Source organism: Chitinolyticbacter albus, assembly GCF_024437655.1.
GTDB lineage: Bacteria > Pseudomonadota > Gammaproteobacteria > Burkholderiales > Chitinibacteraceae > Chitinolyticbacter > Chitinolyticbacter albus.
In genome coordinates this window covers 15,133-32,498 of the sequence record NZ_JANBVF010000002.1, presented here as the reverse complement: position 1 = coordinate 32,498, position 17,366 = coordinate 15,133, and the positions used below count along the sequence as shown (strand labels likewise).

The 17,366-nt window shown below is 65.0% G+C and carries 19 protein-coding genes, 7 tRNA genes and 1 riboswitch; of the genes, 22 read left to right on the top strand and 4 right to left on the bottom strand.

Features of this window, described 5'->3' with window-relative positions; all coding sequences use genetic code 11:
• Positions 1-20: 20 nt before the first annotated feature.
• The 3 genes from NLI84_RS01805 to rluD form a co-directional block, all read right to left on the bottom strand.
• The gene (locus tag NLI84_RS01805) at positions 21-965 is read right to left on the bottom strand and encodes a ZIP family metal transporter (RefSeq protein WP_255987769.1); all 945 of its coding nucleotides are present in this window, start codon (positions 963-965) and stop codon (positions 21-23) included.
• A gap of 153 nt (positions 966-1,118) precedes the next feature.
• Positions 1,119-1,865 carry a peptidoglycan editing factor PgeF gene (pgeF, locus tag NLI84_RS01800; RefSeq protein ID WP_255987768.1) on the bottom strand — a complete coding sequence of 249 codons (747 nt, stop codon included), beginning with the start codon at positions 1,863-1,865 and terminating at the stop codon, positions 1,119-1,121.
• The gene (gene rluD / locus NLI84_RS01795; RefSeq protein ID WP_255987767.1) at positions 1,852-2,904 is read right to left on the bottom strand and encodes a 23S rRNA pseudouridine(1911/1915/1917) synthase RluD; all 1,053 of its coding nucleotides are present in this window, start codon (positions 2,902-2,904) and stop codon (positions 1,852-1,854) included. Before rluD ends, pgeF begins: the two co-directional genes overlap by 14 nt.
• On the opposite strand from rluD, the gene NLI84_RS01790 reads away from it, so the two are divergent.
• The 18 genes from NLI84_RS01790 to NLI84_RS01705 all read left to right on the top strand — a co-directional run bounded on the left by NLI84_RS01790 (position 2,903) and on the right by NLI84_RS01705 (position 13,742).
• Positions 2,903-3,703 (top strand): outer membrane protein assembly factor BamD, encoded by an 801-nt coding sequence (locus NLI84_RS01790; protein WP_255987765.1) that lies wholly within the window; start codon positions 2,903-2,905, stop codon positions 3,701-3,703. The two genes, rluD and NLI84_RS01790, sit on opposite strands and share 2 nt — an antisense overlap.
• A 73-nt stretch (positions 3,704-3,776) precedes the next feature.
• A tRNA-Ala gene (locus NLI84_RS01785) sits at positions 3,777-3,852 on the top strand.
• A 53-nt stretch (positions 3,853-3,905) separates the two neighbouring features.
• A tRNA-Glu gene (locus NLI84_RS01780) sits at positions 3,906-3,981 on the top strand.
• Between the two features lie 51 nt (positions 3,982-4,032).
• A tRNA-Arg gene (locus NLI84_RS01775) sits at positions 4,033-4,109 on the top strand.
• Between the two features lie 43 nt (positions 4,110-4,152).
• Positions 4,153-4,228 (top strand) — tRNA-Glu (locus tag NLI84_RS01770).
• A 51-nt stretch (positions 4,229-4,279) separates the two neighbouring features.
• Positions 4,280-4,356 (top strand) — tRNA-Arg (locus tag NLI84_RS01765).
• 43 nt (positions 4,357-4,399) lie between these two features.
• Positions 4,400-4,475: transfer RNA gene (locus NLI84_RS01760), tRNA-Glu, on the top strand.
• A 41-nt stretch (positions 4,476-4,516) separates the two neighbouring features.
• Positions 4,517-4,592: transfer RNA gene (locus NLI84_RS01755), tRNA-Ala, on the top strand.
• 204 nt (positions 4,593-4,796) lie between these two features.
• Positions 4,797-5,027 (top strand): FeoA family protein, encoded by a 231-nt coding sequence (locus NLI84_RS01750; protein WP_255987764.1) that lies wholly within the window; start codon positions 4,797-4,799, stop codon positions 5,025-5,027.
• Positions 5,024-7,291, top strand: a complete 2,268-nt coding sequence (feoB, locus tag NLI84_RS01745; protein WP_255987761.1) for a Fe(2+) transporter permease subunit FeoB — start codon at positions 5,024-5,026, stop codon at positions 7,289-7,291. The genes NLI84_RS01750 and feoB overlap by 4 nt, the downstream gene beginning before the upstream one ends.
• A 3-nt stretch (positions 7,292-7,294) precedes the next feature.
• Positions 7,295-7,522: a FeoC-like transcriptional regulator gene (locus NLI84_RS01740; protein ID WP_255987760.1), complete on the top strand. Its 228-nt coding sequence runs from the start codon at positions 7,295-7,297 to the stop codon at positions 7,520-7,522.
• A gap of 56 nt (positions 7,523-7,578) precedes the next feature.
• Complete coding sequence (locus tag NLI84_RS01735) at positions 7,579-8,061, top strand: low molecular weight protein-tyrosine-phosphatase (protein WP_255987759.1); 483 nt, start codon at positions 7,579-7,581, stop codon at positions 8,059-8,061.
• Between the two features lie 60 nt (positions 8,062-8,121).
• A riboswitch (yybP-ykoY riboswitch) is annotated at positions 8,122-8,223 on the top strand.
• Between the two features lie 86 nt (positions 8,224-8,309).
• The gene (locus NLI84_RS01730) at positions 8,310-8,876 is read left to right on the top strand and encodes a TMEM165/GDT1 family protein (RefSeq protein WP_255987757.1); all 567 of its coding nucleotides are present in this window, start codon (positions 8,310-8,312) and stop codon (positions 8,874-8,876) included.
• Positions 8,877-8,935: 59 nt separating this feature from the next.
• Complete coding sequence (locus tag NLI84_RS01725; protein ID WP_255987756.1) at positions 8,936-10,228, top strand: NCS2 family permease; 1,293 nt, start codon at positions 8,936-8,938, stop codon at positions 10,226-10,228.
• A 21-nt stretch (positions 10,229-10,249) separates the two neighbouring features.
• Complete coding sequence (locus NLI84_RS01720; RefSeq protein ID WP_255987755.1) at positions 10,250-10,813, top strand: adenine phosphoribosyltransferase; 564 nt, start codon at positions 10,250-10,252, stop codon at positions 10,811-10,813.
• A 23-nt stretch (positions 10,814-10,836) separates the two neighbouring features.
• Positions 10,837-11,391: a hypoxanthine-guanine phosphoribosyltransferase gene (locus NLI84_RS01715; protein WP_255987754.1), complete on the top strand. Its 555-nt coding sequence runs from the start codon at positions 10,837-10,839 to the stop codon at positions 11,389-11,391.
• A 347-nt stretch (positions 11,392-11,738) separates the two neighbouring features.
• Positions 11,739-12,983, top strand: a complete 1,245-nt coding sequence (gene glyA / locus NLI84_RS01710) for a serine hydroxymethyltransferase (protein WP_255987752.1) — start codon at positions 11,739-11,741, stop codon at positions 12,981-12,983.
• 90 nt (positions 12,984-13,073) lie between these two features.
• A complete protein-coding gene (locus tag NLI84_RS01705; protein ID WP_255987750.1) occupies positions 13,074-13,742 on the top strand; it encodes a Dph6-related ATP pyrophosphatase in 669 nt (222 codons plus the stop codon).
• A 21-nt stretch (positions 13,743-13,763) separates the two neighbouring features.
• Here the strand turns inward: NLI84_RS01705 and NLI84_RS01700 are convergent, their stop codons facing one another.
• Positions 13,764-14,993 (bottom strand): phospholipase A, encoded by a 1,230-nt coding sequence (locus NLI84_RS01700; RefSeq protein ID WP_255987749.1) that lies wholly within the window; start codon positions 14,991-14,993, stop codon positions 13,764-13,766.
• Between the two features lie 248 nt (positions 14,994-15,241).
• Between NLI84_RS01700 and nrdR the strand changes: the two genes are divergently transcribed.
• Genes nrdR through NLI84_RS01680 form a run of 4 tightly spaced genes read left to right on the top strand, consistent with a single transcriptional unit; the run spans position 15,242 to position 17,366 of the window.
• Positions 15,242-15,700 (top strand): transcriptional regulator NrdR, encoded by a 459-nt coding sequence (gene nrdR / locus NLI84_RS01695; RefSeq protein ID WP_255987748.1) that lies wholly within the window; start codon positions 15,242-15,244, stop codon positions 15,698-15,700.
• 3 nt (positions 15,701-15,703) lie between these two features.
• Complete coding sequence (locus tag NLI84_RS01690) at positions 15,704-16,090, top strand: hypothetical protein (protein ID WP_255987747.1); 387 nt, start codon at positions 15,704-15,706, stop codon at positions 16,088-16,090.
• Positions 16,087-17,208 carry a bifunctional diaminohydroxyphosphoribosylaminopyrimidine deaminase/5-amino-6-(5-phosphoribosylamino)uracil reductase RibD gene (gene ribD / locus NLI84_RS01685; RefSeq protein WP_255987746.1) on the top strand — a complete coding sequence of 374 codons (1,122 nt, stop codon included), beginning with the start codon at positions 16,087-16,089 and terminating at the stop codon, positions 17,206-17,208. The genes NLI84_RS01690 and ribD overlap by 4 nt, the downstream gene beginning before the upstream one ends.
• Positions 17,205-17,366 carry a YfgJ family double zinc ribbon protein gene (locus tag NLI84_RS01680; RefSeq protein WP_255987745.1) on the top strand — a complete coding sequence of 54 codons (162 nt, stop codon included), beginning with the start codon at positions 17,205-17,207 and terminating at the stop codon, positions 17,364-17,366. The genes ribD and NLI84_RS01680 overlap by 4 nt, the downstream gene beginning before the upstream one ends.

The window sequence follows — 17,366 nt, the reverse complement described above, 5'->3', positions numbered from 1 at the left end:
GCTTGCCGTCCGGCGCTGATTCAGTGTGGCAGAAACAGATGGGGCAGGGCGATCAGCAGCACGCCGGCCGCAATCAGCGCCACCTGCTGCACGGTGTCCGAGAGCCGGGTGCGCTTGTGCAGGCCCGGAATCAGGTCGGCGATGGCGACATAGATCAGGCTGGCGGCGCCCAGCGCCAGAATGTAGGGCTGCAGTTGCTGCACCGTTTGCAGCGAGAAATAGGCGAGCAGGCCGCCGACCAGCGCTGCCAGCGACGACACGACATTGAACAGCAGCGCCTTGGCCTTGCTGTAACCCGAATGCAGCAGCACGATGAAGTCGCCCACTTCCTGCGGAATCTCGTGCGCGATGATGGCCAGTGCGGTGGCGATGCCGACGGAGGTATCGGCCATGAAGGCGGCGGCGATGACGGCGCCGTCGAGGAAGTTGTGGAAGGTGTCGCCGATCATGATCATGGCACCGGCCCGGCCGTGCTCGCCGTGTCCGTGCCCATGAGCATGCCCATGGCCCGCATGGTCATCGTGATGTTCTTGACCATCGTGCGCTTCGCATTCGTCGTGATGGCAGTGGCGCCAGATCACCAGTTTTTCCAGCACGAAAAAGAGCAGGATGCCGGCGAGCAGCGTGGCCGATACCGCGGCGACGCTGGCGCCCCCGCCTTCCAGGGCGTGGGCCACGGCCTCGGTTGGCGCGGCTTCGGCGTGGTCGTGGTCACGCTCGCCGTCGACATGATCGTGTTCCGTGCTGGCACTCACGGTGGGTGTGCTTGCATGCTCGTGGCCATGCTCGCCGAGCGCGTGCGGCAGGATTTCCAGGAACACCGCCGCCAGCAGCGCGCCAACCGCAAAGCTCACCAGCTTGGGTACCCAGTGCGGCTTGGCCAGATACGCGATACCGCTGGCAGCGGCAACGCTCAGCAGGCTGCCCAAGAGGCTTGCGGTGATGATCCAGCTCAGGGTGCTCATGGGAGGGGCGATGAGGGGCAGGTGGCGAAGGCCGAGAGTATACGTGCAAATGCAACTTTGTGGCGGATCGGCGTATCAGCGGCCTTGCTGTTGGGTATTCGGCTAATCGATACAGCCATACGCATGCGGTGGCCTGCCCCAGCCCCGTGACGTTCAGTCTTCCAGCCAGATCAGCGAGGCCATGCGACCGGTGCGGCCATCCCGGCGATAGGAAAAGAACCGTTCGTGGTCGCTGACCGTGCAGAGCTCGCCGCCATACACGGCATGGACTCCCAACCGGGCCAGGCGCTGCCGGGCCAGCTGATAGATACCCGCCCACCATTTTCCGGGCTGCGCGCCCGGCTTGAAGGCGGCTGCGGCTGCGGCGTCCCGGGCCACGAAGGCGGCGCGCACCTCGTCGCCCACCTCGAAGGCGGCGGGGCCGATGGCGGGCCCCAGCCACGCAAGCAAGGTCTCGCCGGGTTGGCCCATGGCCGTCACCGTGGCTTCGATCACACCATCGCAGAGCCCGCGCCAGCCGGCGTGCGCCGCGCCGACCACGGTACCAGCGCGATCGCACAGCAGCACGGGCAGGCAGTCCGCAGTCATGATGGCGCAGACGGCACGCGCTTGCCGGGCGATCGCCGCATCGGCTTGCGCGCCGCTCGTCTCGATTGCCGCATCGGCCACGCGGGTGCCATGCACCTGCGTGAGCCACAGCGGTTCACCGGGCAGCAACGCCGCAACGCGCCGGCGGTTTTCTGCGACATATGCCGGAACGTCGTCCACGTGGTCGCCCAGGTTTAGCGTATCGAACGGCTTGGCGCTGACGCCGCCCGCCCGCGTGGTGACCAAGGCGCGCACGCGCGCCGGCGCCGGCCAGTCGGGAACGAGCACGGGCAGGGTGTCAGTCGCGGACATAGACCACCTCGACGCCATCCTCGTCGTCGTCGTCCCAGTCGTCGTCCCAATCCTCTTCGGAGAGGCCCTGCTCGGCGCGCAACGCGGCGATAAGCAGCTCGAAATCCTCGGGCAGCGGCGCGCGCCAGGTCATGGTCTTGCCGCTCAAGGGGTGCACCAGAGACAGCTTCTTGGCGTGCAAGGCCTGCCGGGCAAAGCCTTCCAGCGCCAGCATGATCTCGGGCGCGAACAGCTTGGGCCGGCCGCCGTAGACCGGATCGGCGGCGAGCGGATGGCCGATGTGCGCCAGATGTACCCGGATCTGGTGGGTGCGCCCCGTTTCCAGTCGGCATTCGATCAGCGTATGCGCGGAAAACCGTTCCAGCACGCGATAGTGGGTGACGGCGGGCTTGCCGTTGCCGGTCACCGCCATCTTGATGCGTTCGCGCGGATGGCGGCCGATGGGGGCGTCGACCTTGCCGTCGGCCCTGACGAGCCCCTGCGCGATGGCCAGGTAGTGGCGCTTGACGCTGCGCGCCTGCAACTGCTGGACCAAGTGATGCTGCGCGGCCAGCGTGCGTGCCACCACCATCAGGCCACTGGTGTCCTTGTCCAGGCGATGGACGATGCCGGCGCGCGGCACGGCCTTCAGTTCCGGATAGCGATACAGCAGGCCGTTGAGCACGGTGCCGGACCAGTTGCCACTGCCGGGGTGGACGACGAGACCGGCAGGCTTGTTGATCACGAGGACGGTATCGTCCTCGTAGAGCACGTCCAGCGGCACATCCTCGGGCTGGAATGCCACTTCCTCGGGATTGGGTTCGGTGTCGACGGTCAGCGTTTCTCCGCCCCATAGTTTGGTCTTGGGGCTGGCCGGTGCGCCGTCGACGGTGACACGACCATCCTTGATCCAGCCGGCAAGGCGGCTGCGCGAAAACTCGGGAAGGAGTCTGGCCAATGCGGCGTCCAGTCGCTCACCGGCGATTTCGCCTGGTGCAGTCAGGACACGGGTATCGGCGAACTCGTTATAATCGTCGGATTCGATTTCGGAATGCATCATGAACCAGATTCTACCGCGTTTCCTTGCCGCCTCGATTGCAGCTGTCCTGATCGCCGGTTGTTCCTCCACCCCCACCGAACAGGACGAAACACGCGGCTGGTCAGCCGAGAAGCTCTATGCGCAGGCCAAGGCCGAGCAGGCTGACAAGAACTACGAGGCTTCGAACAAGCTCTTGGAGAAGCTCGAGGCGCGTTATCCGTACGGTCGTCACGCCCAGCAGGCGATGCTGGAATCGGCGTACAACCATTACAAGGATCAGGAGCCGCTGCTAGCGCTGTCGGCCATTGATCGCTTCATCAAGCAATATCCGGCGCATCCGTCGATGGATTACGCGCTCTATCTGCGCGGGCTCGTCCACTTCAACGAAGCCCAGGGCTTTTTGTCGTGGATGGCCAAGCAGGACATGTCCGAGCGCGATCCGCAGGCGGCGCGCGATTCGTTTGAGAGCTTCAAGCAACTGGTCACCCGTTTCCCCGAGAGCCGGTACGTGGGCGATGCCGAGGCGCGCATGGGGTATCTGATCGGCGCGCTCGCCAACTACGAGTTGCACGTCGCCAAGTACTATTACAAGCGCGGCGCCTATCTGGCCGCGGCCAACCGTGGCAAGTATCTGATCGAGACCTATACCAATACCAAGCAGGTCGAGCCGGCGTTGGGCATGATGGTGCGCGCCTACGACAAGCTGGGGCTGAACGAGCTGCGCGACGATACCAAGCGCATATTGACCCAGAACTATCCCAACAGCTCGGTGCTGGATTCCGATTTCCTGGAAGACCGTGCATGGTGGGCGCCCTGGTAAGCGCGGACTGCAAAAAATCTGCAGGAATCGCTTGACGGGGTAGGAGGGCGCGTCTAAGATGCGCATCTCTTTCGGGGCTATAGCTCAGCTGGGAGAGCGCTTGCATGGCATGCAAGAGGTCAGCGGTTCGATCCCGCTTAGCTCCACCAAGATCCCAGAGTCGGTCGCTTCGGCGACCGATTTGATTCTGAAAGTGTTAGACGTCCCCATCGTCTAGAGGCCTAGGACACCGCCCTTTCACGGCGATAACCGGGGTTCGAATCCCCGTGGGGACGCCAAGTTATCTTGGCAAGGGCTGGCGGTATCGGCCCACCAGTAAAGTTTGCTGCGCACCCGTAGCTCAGTTGGATAGAGTATCTGGCTACGAACCAGAGGGTCGGGCGTTCGAATCGCTCCGGGTGCGCCACCTATATGTCACGTGGTTGTCGGTATGAAGCACCGTCGCCTCAGTCCCCATCGTCTCGAGGCCTAGGACACCGCCCTTTCCCGGCGATAACCGGGGTTCGAATCCCCGTGGGGACGCCAAGTTATCTTGGCTAGGGCTGGCGGTATCGGCCCACCAGGAAAGTTTGCTGCGCACCCGAAGCTCAGTTGGAGAGAGTATCTGGCTACGAACCAGAGGGTCGGGCGTTCGAATCGCTCCGGGTGCGCCACCTATATGTCACGTTGTTGTCGGTATGAAGCAACGTCGCCTCAGTCCCCATCGTCTAGAGGCCTAGGACACCGCCCTTTCACGGCGATAACCGGGGTTCGAATCCCCGTGGGGACGCCAATACGTTGGTCCGACACTTGTCGTATCGACTCCAGCATCGTGGGGCTATAGCTCAGCTGGGAGAGCGCTTGCATGGCATGCAAGAGGTCAGCGGTTCGATCCCGCTTAGCTCCACCACTCACCTGGCGACATCTGATCGTTGCTACCGAACCAGCCGGCCTTGCGCCGGCTTTTTCGTTTCCGCTCTCCGTCGCTGCCCGCGTGCGCAGGTGGGCGACGTGATTTTCCGTGATCACGCGATGCCTTCCACATTGATATCGATCAATGCCGGTATTGCAGCCGGGTACAAAATGAGAACCACTATCAGTTAGGGTGGCGATCATGCAACTATCGGCAATGAAGTCAGGCGAGCGGGGAACGGTGTTGGCGTTCGGGCCCGGGTACAAGGCGTACCGGCAGCGCTTGTTGGCGATGGGGGTGATGCCGGGGACGGGGTTTACCGTGGTGCGGGTGGCACCGCTGGGCGACCCCTACGAGATCACGGTACGCGGCTATACGCTCAGCCTGCGCAAGCATGAGGCGGCGATGCTGCTGGTCGAGGCCGTGTCATGAGTGCGCCGCGCCGGGTGGCGCTGATCGGCAATCCCAATTGCGGCAAGACCACTTTGTTCAATGTGCTGACCGGTAGCCGCCAGCAGGTGGGGAACTGGCCCGGGGTGACCGTCGAGCGCAAGAGTGGCGTGCTGCGCCACGAAGGGGTGCAGGTCGAGATCATCGATCTACCCGGCTTGTACACGCTCAACGCCGCTGGCGAAGGCGCTGCCGACGAGCGCGTGGCGCGCGATTTCATCCGCGAGGGCGGGGCCGATCTGGTCGTCAATATCGTCGACGCGGCGAATCTGGAACGTAATCTCTACCTGACCACGCAACTGCTCGAGCTCGGCGTGCCGCTGATGCTGGTGCTCAATATGGTGGATGTCGCGACCGCGGCCGGCGTCGAGATCGATAGCGACGCGCTGGCGCGGCAACTGGGTTGCCCGGTGCTGGCCATTTCCGCCGCACGCCGCCACGGCATCCGCGAGCTGAAGGCGGCCGTCGTGCTGGGCACCGCGGCCGCGCCGCGTATCACGCTCGATTTGCCGGCGTCGGCGCGCACGGGCATCACCGCGCTGGCCGGCCTGCTGCCCGAAGCAGGGGAACACGCCGCGCGCACCGCCCTGCAATTGCTGGAGGGCGACTCGCTGGCCGAGCAGGATCACCCGGCGCTGTTGCCGCTGGTGGCCAAGGTGCAGGCCCGGATTGCCGCAGCCGACGATGTGGATGCCGATATCCTGATCGCCGATGCGCGTTACCGCTTCGCCGGCGAGGCCTGCCGTGCCGCGCGCCGCGTGCTGGGGCAGGCCTCGCGCTCGGCAACTGAACGCATCGACCGGGTGGTGCTCAATCGCTGGTTGGGATTGCCGGTGTTCCTGGGCGTGATGTATTTGATGTTCCTGTTCACCATCGATGTCGGCAGCGCCTTGATCGATGTGTTCGACCAGGGCTTCGGGGCGCTGCTGGTCGACGGTCCGGCCAGCGTGCTGGCCAGCTGGAATGCGCCGGCTTGGCTGATCGTGCTGCAGCGCGGGGCGGGCAGCGGCATCCAGACCGTGGCGACCTTTGTTCCGGTGATCGCCAGCCTGTATTTGATCCTCTCCGCGCTGGAGGACAGCGGCTACATGGCGCGCGCCGCCTTCGTGATGGATCGCGCGATGCGCGCGCTGGGGCTGCCGGGCAAGGCCTTCGTGCCCTTGCTGATCGGTTTCGGCTGCAACGTGCCCGCCATCATGGCGACGCGCACGCTGGAAAACCGGCGCGACCGTATCCTCACCGCGATGATGGCGCCCTTCATGTCCTGCGGCGCACGCCTGCCCGTGTATACGCTGTTCGCCGCGGCGTTCTTTCCCGCGAGCGGGCAGAACGTGGTGTTCGCGCTCTACCTCGTCGGCATCGCCTGCGCCGTGGCCACCGCGTGGCTGCTGCGCCGCAGCCTGCTGCCCGGCGACGGGACGCCGCTGGTGATGGAGCTGCCGCTCTATCACCTGCCCCGGCCCATGGTCATCGTCCGTCGCGCGATGCAGCGGCTGCGTGATTTCGTGGCGGGCGCCGGGCGCATCATCGTGCCCATGGTCATGGTGCTGACCCTCCTCAATACCCTCGGTACCGATGGCAGCCTGGGGCACGAGGACAGCGAGCAGTCGGTGCTGGCTGCAGTCGGCCAGACCATCGCCCCGGCTTTCTCCCCGCTTGGCATCGAGCCCGATAACTGGCAGGCGGCGGTAGGCCTGTTCACCGGCGTGCTGGCCAAGGAAGCGGTGGTCGGCACGCTGAATGCGCTGTATACCCCCGAGCCCGCAGGCGACGAGGCCTTTGTGCTTGGCGCGCGCTTGCAGGCGGCCTGGCAGACGGTGCCGGACAATCTTGCAGGCCTCGTCGACAAGTTGGCCGATCCGCTGGGGCTGTCCGTCGGCGATCTGACTAACCAGGCTGAGGCGGCCAGCGCGCTCGAGGCGTCGGTGTCCACCTTCGCCGCGATGCAGGCGCGCTTCGATGGCGCCGTCGGCGCGTTTGCCTACCTGCTGCTCATCCTGCTCTATACGCCTTGCCTTGCCGCGCTGGGGGCGATACGGGTGGAGCTCGGCGTGCGCTGGTCACTGTTCGCTGCGGTCTGGACCTTTGCCGTCGGCTACGGCGTTGCCAGCAGCTACTACCAACTGGCCAGCTTCGGGGTCATGGCCTGGCAAGGCTGGCTGGCGGTGGGCCTGTGCATGGGCGGGTGTGCCGCGTTGATCGCGTTGCCGCGCCTGATCCGGTTGCCACGCGCCATGGAGGCATGAATCATGGGTTTGCTTGAACTGAAGGTATACCTGCAAGGCCGCGGCACCATCGCCGCGGCGCAGGTGGCGCTGCACTTCGGCGTCGAGGTGTCCGCCGTGGAGCGTATGGCCGAGGACTGGGCGGGGCGCGGCAAGCTGCAGCTGGCCCACACCGGCAGCGGTTGCGCCGGCAAATCGTGCCAAGGCTGCTGCGCGCAGGCGCCCTCCACCTTGCTGCGCTGGCTGGATTAGGGTGCGCTTTGGGCTGCGGTTACAATCACGGTTTTGCACCACAGCAGGAAATGACGATGCAGCGCTACGCAATTCTGATGGTGTGCACCGGCAATATCTGTCGCAGCCCGACCGCCGATGGCGTGATGCGGCATCTGGTCGAGGCGGCGGGGCTGGCGGGCGAGATCGAAGTCGATTCGGTCGGTACGCACGACTACCACGTCGGCGAGGCGCCGGATCGCCGTGCGCAGTCGCACGCCCAGCGTCGTGGCTATGATTTATCCAGCCTGCGCGCGCGCGAGGTCTGTGCCGACGACTACCGCCATTTCGATCTGATCCTGGCGATGGACGAGGGACAATATTCCATCCTGCAACGGCGTTGCCCGGCCGAGCATCGCCACAAGGTCAGGCTGTTCCTCGAGTTCGCCACACGGCATGGCGAGCGTGAAGTGCCGGATCCGTACTACGGCGGGCCTGAAGGCTTCGAGCACGTGCTCGATCTGGTCGAGGACGGTTGCGCCGGCGTGCTGCAGCACGCGCGCGAACAATTGAAACGTTGACCATAGGCAAAGTCCGCGATTGCCGTTGTAAGGAAGCGCCGGTAGACTGCCCGCTTTTGCCCTTCGGGGGAGTAGCCGCCCGCGCGCCAGTCGCCGCGGGGGATGCGTCAACATACTTGGGCCGCAGCCCATGGCGCATCCGGCCTCGCAGTCTGCGAGGCTAGGCAAGACCTGAGGACCATGCACGCACGCTCTGGGTGGGCCGTGTGGCATGGCCTCGCGTTGCCCACCGCCGGAGTATGCCCCGCATGGATGCCTTCCTCGTTTCGACCGGTGTGGTCGCTCTCGCTGAAATCGGCGACAAGACCCAGCTACTGGCCCTGATCCTCGCTGCCCGGTTCCGCCGCCCCTGGCCCATCGTGGCCGGCATCTTCGTCGCCACCATCCTCAATCATTTCGCTGCAGGCTGGGTCGGCCAGTGGGTCGCCCACTTCGTCAACGCCGATGTGCTGCGCTGGATGATCGGTATCGGCTTCCTGGCCATCGCGGCCTGGGCCTGTATCCCCGACGAGGTGGATGAAGGCGATTCCGAGGTCCAGCCCTACGGTGCCTTTATCGCTACCGCCATCGCCTTTTTCCTCGCCGAGATCGGCGACAAGACGCAGGTCGCCACCGTGGCGCTGGCCATCAAGTATGCGCCGCTGTGGATGGTGGTGGTCGGCACTACGCTCGGCATGATGATCGCCAACGTGCCGGCGGTATGGCTGGGCCAGTGGATCAGCGACCGGCTGCATCTCCTGCGCTATGTCCGCTTTGCCGCCGCAGCAATGTTCACCGTGCTCGGCGTGCTTGCGCTCGCCAACTTCGGCGTCTAGCGTGGCGGATAACCAGAACCAATAACTATCGATCGTTTGTCGATCTCAGGGAGCCTTGCATGCTGGAATCGTTCTTCAAGCTGAAGGAACATGGCACCGACGTCAGGACCGAGGTTCTGGCCGGTTTCACCACGTTCCTGACGATGGCCTACATCATCTTCGTCAACCCCTCGATCCTGTCCGCCACCGGCATGGATTTCAGCGCGGTATTTGCCGCGACCTGCCTTGCCGCGGCGCTTGGCACCGCCATCATGGGTCTTGTCGCCAACTACCCGATCGCGTTGGCGCCGGGCATGGGCCTCAACGCCTATTTCACCTTCACCGTGGTCAAGGGTATGGGGGTGAGCTGGCAGGTGGCGCTGGGGGCCGTGTTCATTTCCGGCATCATTTTCCTCGCGGTGAGCCTCTTCAAGGTGCGGGAAGCCATGGTCAACGCCATTCCGCGGTCGCTGAAGTTTGCGATCTCGGCCGGTGTCGGCTTCTTCCTTGCCATCATCGCGCTGAAAAATGCCGGCGTGATCGCGCCGCACCCGGAGACCTACCTGACCTTGGGCAGTATCCACGCACCGACCACGCTGCTGGCGATCTTCGGCTTCTTCCTGATCGTGGCGCTGGAATACCGCCGCGTGCACGGCTCCATCATCATCGGCATCCTCACGGTGACCGTGCTGTCGGTGCTGTTTGGCCTGTCCAAGTTCGAAGGCGTGTTCTCCGCGCCGCCGTCACTCGCGCCGACCTTCATGCAGATGGACCTCGCCGGCGCGTTGAACGTGGGCCTGTTGGGCGTGGTGTTCGTGTTCTTCTTTGTTGATCTGTTTGACACCACCGGCACGCTGATCGGCGTGTCGCACCGCGCCGGCTTGCTCGACAAGGACGGCAAGTTGCCGCGCTTGAAGCGCGCGCTGCTCGCCGATTCGGTGACGATTTCCGCCGGCGCGGCCATGGGCACCTCGTCGGTCACCGCCTATATCGAATCGGCCGCCGGCACCGCCGTGGGCGGGCGTACTGGCCTCACTTCGGTCGTCGTCGCGCTGTTGTTCCTGGCCGCATTGTTGTTCTCGCCGCTCGCGAAGACCGTGCCGGCCTATGCCACCGCGCCCGCGCTGTGCTACGTGGCGGTGCTGATGGCCAGGGGCCTTGCCGAGATCGAGTGGGACGACCTGACCGAATCGGCGCCGGCAGTGATGACCGCGCTGGCCATGCCGTTCACCTTTTCGATCGCCGACGGCATCGCGTTCGGCTTCATCAGTTTTGTGGTGATCAAGACGCTGGCCGGTCGTTTTCGCGACCTGACCCCGGCCGTGGTGATCATCGCCGCGCTGTGGGTGGTGAAGTTCGCCTTCTTCCACTAAGCGCTACTCAACAGGCCCGCCATGTTAAAGCTGCCCGACGATCTGCCGCTCTACGCCGACTACATCCAGTCCCGCATCCGCACGGTGCCCGATTGGCCGGAGCCGGGCGTGATGTTCCGCGACATCACCCCGCTGCTGCAGGACCCGAAGACCTTCCGCCTGCTGGTCGATACCTTTGTCCACCGCTATATGGGCATGCGGCTCGATTTCGTCGCCGGCGTCGATGCGCGCGGCTTTATCCTCGGGGCCGTGGTGGCGTATGAGCTCAACCTCGGTTTCGTGCCCATACGCAAGAAGGGTAAGCTGCCTTACCTGACCGAGGCCGAGGAGTACGAGCTCGAATACGGTTCGGCCACGGTTGAGATCCACACCGACGCCTGCAAGCCGGGCGATCGCGTGTTGTTGATCGACGACCTCGTCGCCACCGGCGGCACCATGATCGCCGCCGCCAAGCTGCTGCAGCGCCTCGGCGCCACGGTGGTCGAGGCTGCGGCCATCGTCGATCTGCCCGAGCTTGGCGGCTCGAAGCTGATCGCCGAGAAGAATATCCCGTTGTATACGATTTGCGACTTTGCCGGCCACTGAGCCGACCGAACCGGAAGACAAGCATGACGCTGGAATTGCCCGCCGCCCTCACCATCATCGACAACGCCGACTGCCTGCACAGCGAAGCGGAGGTGCATGCCGCGCTCGATCGCATGGCCGCCGCCATCACCGCGCGCGTCGCCAACAGCAACCCCATCGTCTACACCATCATGAATGGCGGGCTGATCGTCGCCGGCCACCTGCTGCCCAAGTTGAGTTTCCCGCTGGAATGCTCTTACCTGCATGCCACGCGCTACCGGCACGAGACCAGCGGCGGCGCACTCAACTGGAAGGTCGCGCCGACCGAGGAGCTGAAGGGCCGCAGCATCGTCATCATCGACGACATCCTCGACGAAGGGCACACGCTGGCAGCGGTGGTCGACTTCTGCAAGCGCCAGGGGGCCAAGGAGGTGCTGGTGGCGGTGCTGGTCGACAAGCAGCACGACCGCAAGGCACCGGGCATCGCGGCTGATTTTGTCGGCCTCAAGGTCGAAGATCGCTTCCTGTTCGGCTGCGGCATGGATTACCAGGGCTACTGGCGCAACACGCTGGCGATCTATGCGGTAAAGGGGCTTTGACGCGTTCCGACCCAGTTGCAGAGGCGGCCGTGAGGTCGCCTTTTTTTATGCAACCTGGATGCCCGATCCGTCGCACGGGGTGGCCAAGCCGCCCCGGCTGGCGTGCTACACACTGCTTAAATTGCGCGGCTTCTTCGGGTTCCCGCACCGCGTATCGGCCGCGTGCATGCGCTGCGGTATCCGGATCGGGGCCTTGCTCGGCATGGGCTAAGCGCACGCCGCGCGCCGGCGATCGCTGTGCATCATGAATGGCGTTCATGGCTGCTTGCCGCATTCCACGGCGATTTCGGCGATGCTCGTGGTAGAATTGCGCCAGTTTTTTCAATCGCCTACGGAAAACGGAACCCATGTTCTCCAAGTCTGTCTCCATCGCCCAATACGATCCCGACCTCGCCGCCGCCATCGCCGGTGAAGTGGTGCGCCAGCACGAACACATCGAGCTGATCGCTTCGGAAAACTACACCAGCCCGGCCGTGATGGAGGCGCAGGGCTCGCAACTGACCAACAAGTACGCTGAGGGTTACCCCGGCAAGCGTTTCTACGGCGGTTGCGAGCACGTCGACGTGGTGGAACAACTGGCAATCGACCGCGTGAAGGCGCTGTTCGGCGCCGAGTACGCCAATGTGCAACCGCACTCGGGCTCGCAAGCCAACCAGGCCGTGTACTTCAGCATCCTGAAGCCGGGCGACACCGTGATGGGCATGAACCTGGGCCACGGCGGCCATTTGACCCACGGCTCGCCGGCCAACCTGTCGGGCAAGCTGTTCAACATCGTGCCCTACGGTCTCAACGAGAACGAAGAGATCGACTACGACGAGATGGAACGCATCGCCATCGAAGCCAAGCCCAAGCTGATCATCGGCGGTGCTTCGGCCTATGCGCTGCGTTTCGACTGGGCACGCATGCGCGAGATCGCCGACAAGGTCGGTGCCTACTTCATGGTCGACATGGCGCACTACGCTGGCCTGATCGCCGCCGGCGTCTACCCGAACCCGGTGCCGTACGCCGATTTCGTCACCTCGACCACGCACAAGACGCTGCGCGGCCCGCGCGGCGGCATCATCCTCGCGAAGGCGGAATTCGAGAAGAGCCTGAACAGCAACGTGTTCCCGACGCTGCAAGGCGGCCCGCTGATGCATGTGATCGCCGGCAAGGCCGTTGCGTTCAAGGAAGCGGCGACCCCCGAGTTCAAGACCTACCAGGAACAGGTGATCAAGAACGCCCAGGCCATGGCCAAGACGCTGGCCGAGCGCGGCGTGCGCATCATCTCCGGCCGCACCGAATCGCACGTGTTCCTGGTCGATCTGCGCCCCAAGGGCCTGACCGGCAAGGCCGCCGACGCGGCGCTGGGCAAGGCGCACATCACCGTGAACAAGAACGCGATCCCGAACGATCCGGAAAGCCCGTTCGTAACCTCGGGCATCCGTATCGGCGCCCCGGCGATCACCACCCGCGGCTTCAAGGAAGCCGAGGCGATCATCGTGGCCAACCTGATTGCCGACGTGCTCGACCATCCGGCAGACGAAGCCAACCTCGCTACCGTCGCCGAGAAGGTGAAGGCGCTGACTGCGCGCTTTCCGGTCTACGGCTGATCCGTCGCCGGCCTGGCGGCCGGTTCCGAGACAAACCCCGTTGCTCCTGCACGGGGTTTGTTTTTGCCATACGGACTGGGAGGTTGGTCGATGAATGTTCGGCTCGATGTGATGGTCAGCTGGTCCTCCGGCAAGGATTCCGCGCTCTCGTTGCTGCGGCTGCGCGAGGATGCGCGCTACAACGTGGTCGGCCTGTGCACGACCCATGTCGACGGCTGGGTGCCTTACCAGAACACGCCGCTGGCGATCGTGGAAGCACAGGCCGCGCGGCTCGGTTTGCCGCTGGCGGCGATCGAACTGCCGCAGGTGTTTCCACCGAACCCGGTTTACCAGCGCTGCGTGGTCGAAGGCCTCAAGGCGAGTGGCCTTGCCATCAACGCCATCGCGTTCGGCGACCTGTTCCACAACGGCATCGCCGAATACCGCCGCAGCTATATCGAGCCCGCCGGCTGGCAATGCGTGTTTCCGCTGATGGGGGAGAACACGGCGGCCCTGGCGGCGGAAATCCTGGCGCGCGGTATTCGCACGCGCGTGGTGACGGTCGATACCGAGCAGCTTGACGGTAACTTTTGTGGCGCATGGTATGACGCTGATTGGATCGCCAGCCTGCCGCCCGGCATCGACCGCTGCGGCGAGCATGGCGAGTTCCACACGCTGGTGACCGATATGCCAGGTTTTTCCCGCCCGCTCGACGTTGTGCCGCGCGAAATCGACCGCAGCGGGCGTTTTCACGCGCTGCGCCTCGATTGCCCCGGTTGAGCCGCGATCAGGGCGTTGCTGTTACCGCCACAGGCTGTAGCCGATGCGGAACTGCGCGTTGCTGCGGCGGTTGTAGTCGATCAAGGTTTCGCCCCAGCCGTCGAAATAGCTCAGGTAGAGGTAGCCCATCATGCTGGGCACCCATTGCGCCAGCGGATAGGTCACCTCGAGCTTGCCGCTGGCGTAGCTCTGGGTGCCGGCCCGCATGGTCGCGGCGAGTTCCAGCGACTGCGGATGGCCGAAGGTGAGGCGATAGTCGCCATAGCCGCGGTAGTCTTCGATGTCCTGGTTGTAGTCGCCTTTCTTCGCGTAGTAGTAAAGCTTGGGCGAGAAGGTCCAGTGCCAGTCGGCCGGGTCGCCCAGGTAGAACGTCGGTTTGACGAACAGCATTTCCAGCGCGCGCGAATCCGCCTCGTCCTCGCCATTGGATTCGTGCTCATAGCCGGCGGCGAGCGAGGTGCGGGTCAGCCAGCCTGCATTGAGCCCGGTATCGGGCAGGTAGTAGTACACGCTGGGGTTGTACAGCGAATCGTGGATGGGGTAGGAATCGGCAGCCAGATCCATCAGCGCCGATTGCGTGTAGCCGACGTACAGATTGTCGAGCAGCGATCGCGATTGCGGCGTATCGGGCTCGAACAGGCGGAACTTGAGGCTGAACTGGAACTGCGTGTACTCGCGGCCATTGACGCCGACGGCGAAGTAAACCGGATCGTGGAACGACAGCCGCGACAGCGCAGCCGGGTTTTCCTGCGGCGCGCGTGTCGCACCGGTGGGCGGCGGCTCCACGACGGCGGTGGTGGCGACGGTGGCTTCGCTGACCACCGGCAACGGTACGGGCTCGGCATCGGTGCGGCGGGCGAGGCCTATCATCATCGGCGCCACGTCCAGCTCCAGCAGCTCGAGTCGCACTTCGCCGCGCACCGTCGGCGGAACCACGCCGGAATAGCGCACCTTGCGCGGCTGACCGGGCACGGCGGGTGGGTCGGCCACCCGGTTAAGGATGATCTTGACGGGCTCCTGCGGGTTGGCGGTAAGGCTGGCCTCGAGCGAATGGGGTGGCGTTCCCGCCTGCCCATCCTCGAACACCAGCAAGGTCAGGTCGAGCGAGTCCGTCACGTCGACCTGGCGCGGCATCGGCGCAACGGCGATGGAAGCATGGATGGCCGCCGGCCACGCCAGCGCAGTCAAAAGCAGGCCGATGCCGCAGGCGGGAGTGGATGCAACGCGGTGTAACGTAAATGGCTGGTGCATGATGGGCTCGTCGTGCGATCGGCGCCGATACGCGCCGGTTGCACTCAGCAAAGCACGTGCTCGGCCCGGTGCGGCTGTGAAAAGTGGCACGGGCCGCTGCGACGGGCTGGCGGCAAGACCTTCGAGGTCTGGTGCCCGGCTTTCACGCCACGACTGAGCCGGATCCGATCGGCGCAACGTTTCCAAGCGGCGAGTCGCGGGTTATCCTCGCCCCAGACTCCGATCTTTCACCCGGTACTTCCGCCACCATGAAATGCCCGTTCTGTGGTTCGCCCGATACGCAGGTCGTCGATTCCCGAGTGTCCGAGGAGGGCGATACCGTGCGCCGCCGCCGTCGCTGCGCGGTGTGCGACAAGCGCTTCACCACCTACGAAACTGCCGAGGTGCGGCTGCCGCAGGTGGTCAAGACCAATGGCCAGCGCGTGGACTTCGATCGCGAGAAGATCCGTACTTCCTTCCATCGCGCGCTGCACAAGCGCCCGGTGCCGACCCAGCTGGTCGACGAGGCCATCGCCCGCATCATCCAGAAGGTGCTTACCGTCGGTGATCGCGAAATCATGTCGCGCCAGGTCGGTGAAATGGTTATGAACGAGCTCGCCAAGCTCGACAAGGTGGCCTATATCCGCTTTGCCTCGGTCTATCGCAGTTTTTCCGATCTCGACGACTTCCGCGATGTGATCAAGGAAGTCGCCAAAGCCAAGGATTGATCCATGTCCGGTGATGTGCTCAGCCTGCCCGAACAACTGGGCTTCGCTCCGGGCATGCGCTACGCGCTGCAAGCCTTGCCCGACGCGGTCACGCCGTTGTTTGCCGTGTTGCCGGATGGCATGCAACTGGCCAGCACCGAGCTCGATATTGCCGTGCTGTTCGTGTCGGACAGCGCCATGCTCACGGAGCGTTGGGCCGATCTTGCGCCCATGCTGCAGCCCACGACCCGTGTGTGGCTGTGTCGTCCCAAGCCCGGCGTGCTGCGCTGCGATCTGGACGAGACTCGGATGGCGGAAATGATGGCGGCCCGCGGCTTTGAGCCACAGGAACAATTGGTGGTCGACGCCGTGTGGACGGCATTGCGGGTCACCCCGGTGGGGCGGGCATGAGTTTCGACGGCGCCGATCATGGCTATATGCAGCAGGCGCTGCGCCTTGCCGCGCGTGGCCAATGCATCACCAGCCCCAATCCCAGCGTGGGTTGCGTGCTGGTCAAGGATGGGATGGTGGTCGGTGCAGGCCATAGCCAGGCCGCTGGCGGGCCGCACGCCGAGGTGATGGCGCTGCGCCAGGCGGGTGAGACGGCGCGCGGCGCCACCGCCTATGTGACGCTGGAGCCTTGCAGCCACCACGGTCGTACGCCGCCCTGCGCCGACGGATTGATCGCCGCTGGCGTGGCACGCGTCGTCGCTGCCCTGCGTGACCCCAACCCGCTGGTGGCAGGGCAGGGGCTGGCCCGGCTCGCTGCGGCCGGCGTCGCGGTGCAATCGGGCCTCCTGCGCGAGCAGGCGCTGGAGCACCATCGTGGGTTTTTGTCCCGCATGGTGCGTGGCCGGCCCTGGTCGCGGCTCAAGCTCGCGGCCAGCCTGGATGGCCGGATCGCGCTGGAGAGCGGAGAATCGCAATGGATCACCGGCCCGGCTGCGCGCGCCGATGTGCAACGGTTGCGGGCACGCTCCTGCGCCATGCTGACCGGCGTGACCACAGTGCTGGCGGATGATGCGCAGCTGACGGTACGCGAGCCACAAGGCGTGTTCTGGCAGGGCCGACAGCCCTTGCGCGTGGTGCTCGACAGCACGCTGCGCACACCGGCATCGGCCAGCTTGCTGCAAAGCTCGGGCGTGCTCGTCGTCGGCGCTTTCGATAGCCCCAGCCGGGCGGTGCTGGAAGCGGCCGGCGCCGAAGTGCTGCTGCTGCCCGGCGCCAATGGGCGCGTCGACTTGGCGGGCGTGCTGGCGGAATTGGCCCGGCGCGGTCTCAACGAGGTGACGGTCGAGGCGGGCGGCGTGCTGGCGGGCGCGCTGCTGGATGCGGGCCTTATCGACGAGATTGTGCTGTATCAGGCGCCGGTGCTGATTGGCCGTGGCAAGCCACTGGCCGATTTCACGCTGGCCTCGCTGGCCGAAAGGCAGGCGCTTTCGGTGATCGAGCGCCGCATGGTGGGTGAGGACCTGCGTACCGTGCTGCGCTACACCGACGTGAGCACTTTATCGGGGGAACCGCCATGAGCGAAAGCCAAGCCACTATTCCATGCCCGGACTGCGGCCAGCCACTGGAGGTGCTGCAGGCGTGTGGCGCCAAAAGCTATTTCTGCCCGCATTGCAACGAGCTCAAGTCCAAGTCGCGCATCGAGGCCCCGCCCGCGCCCTCGCCCTCGAGCGATTGA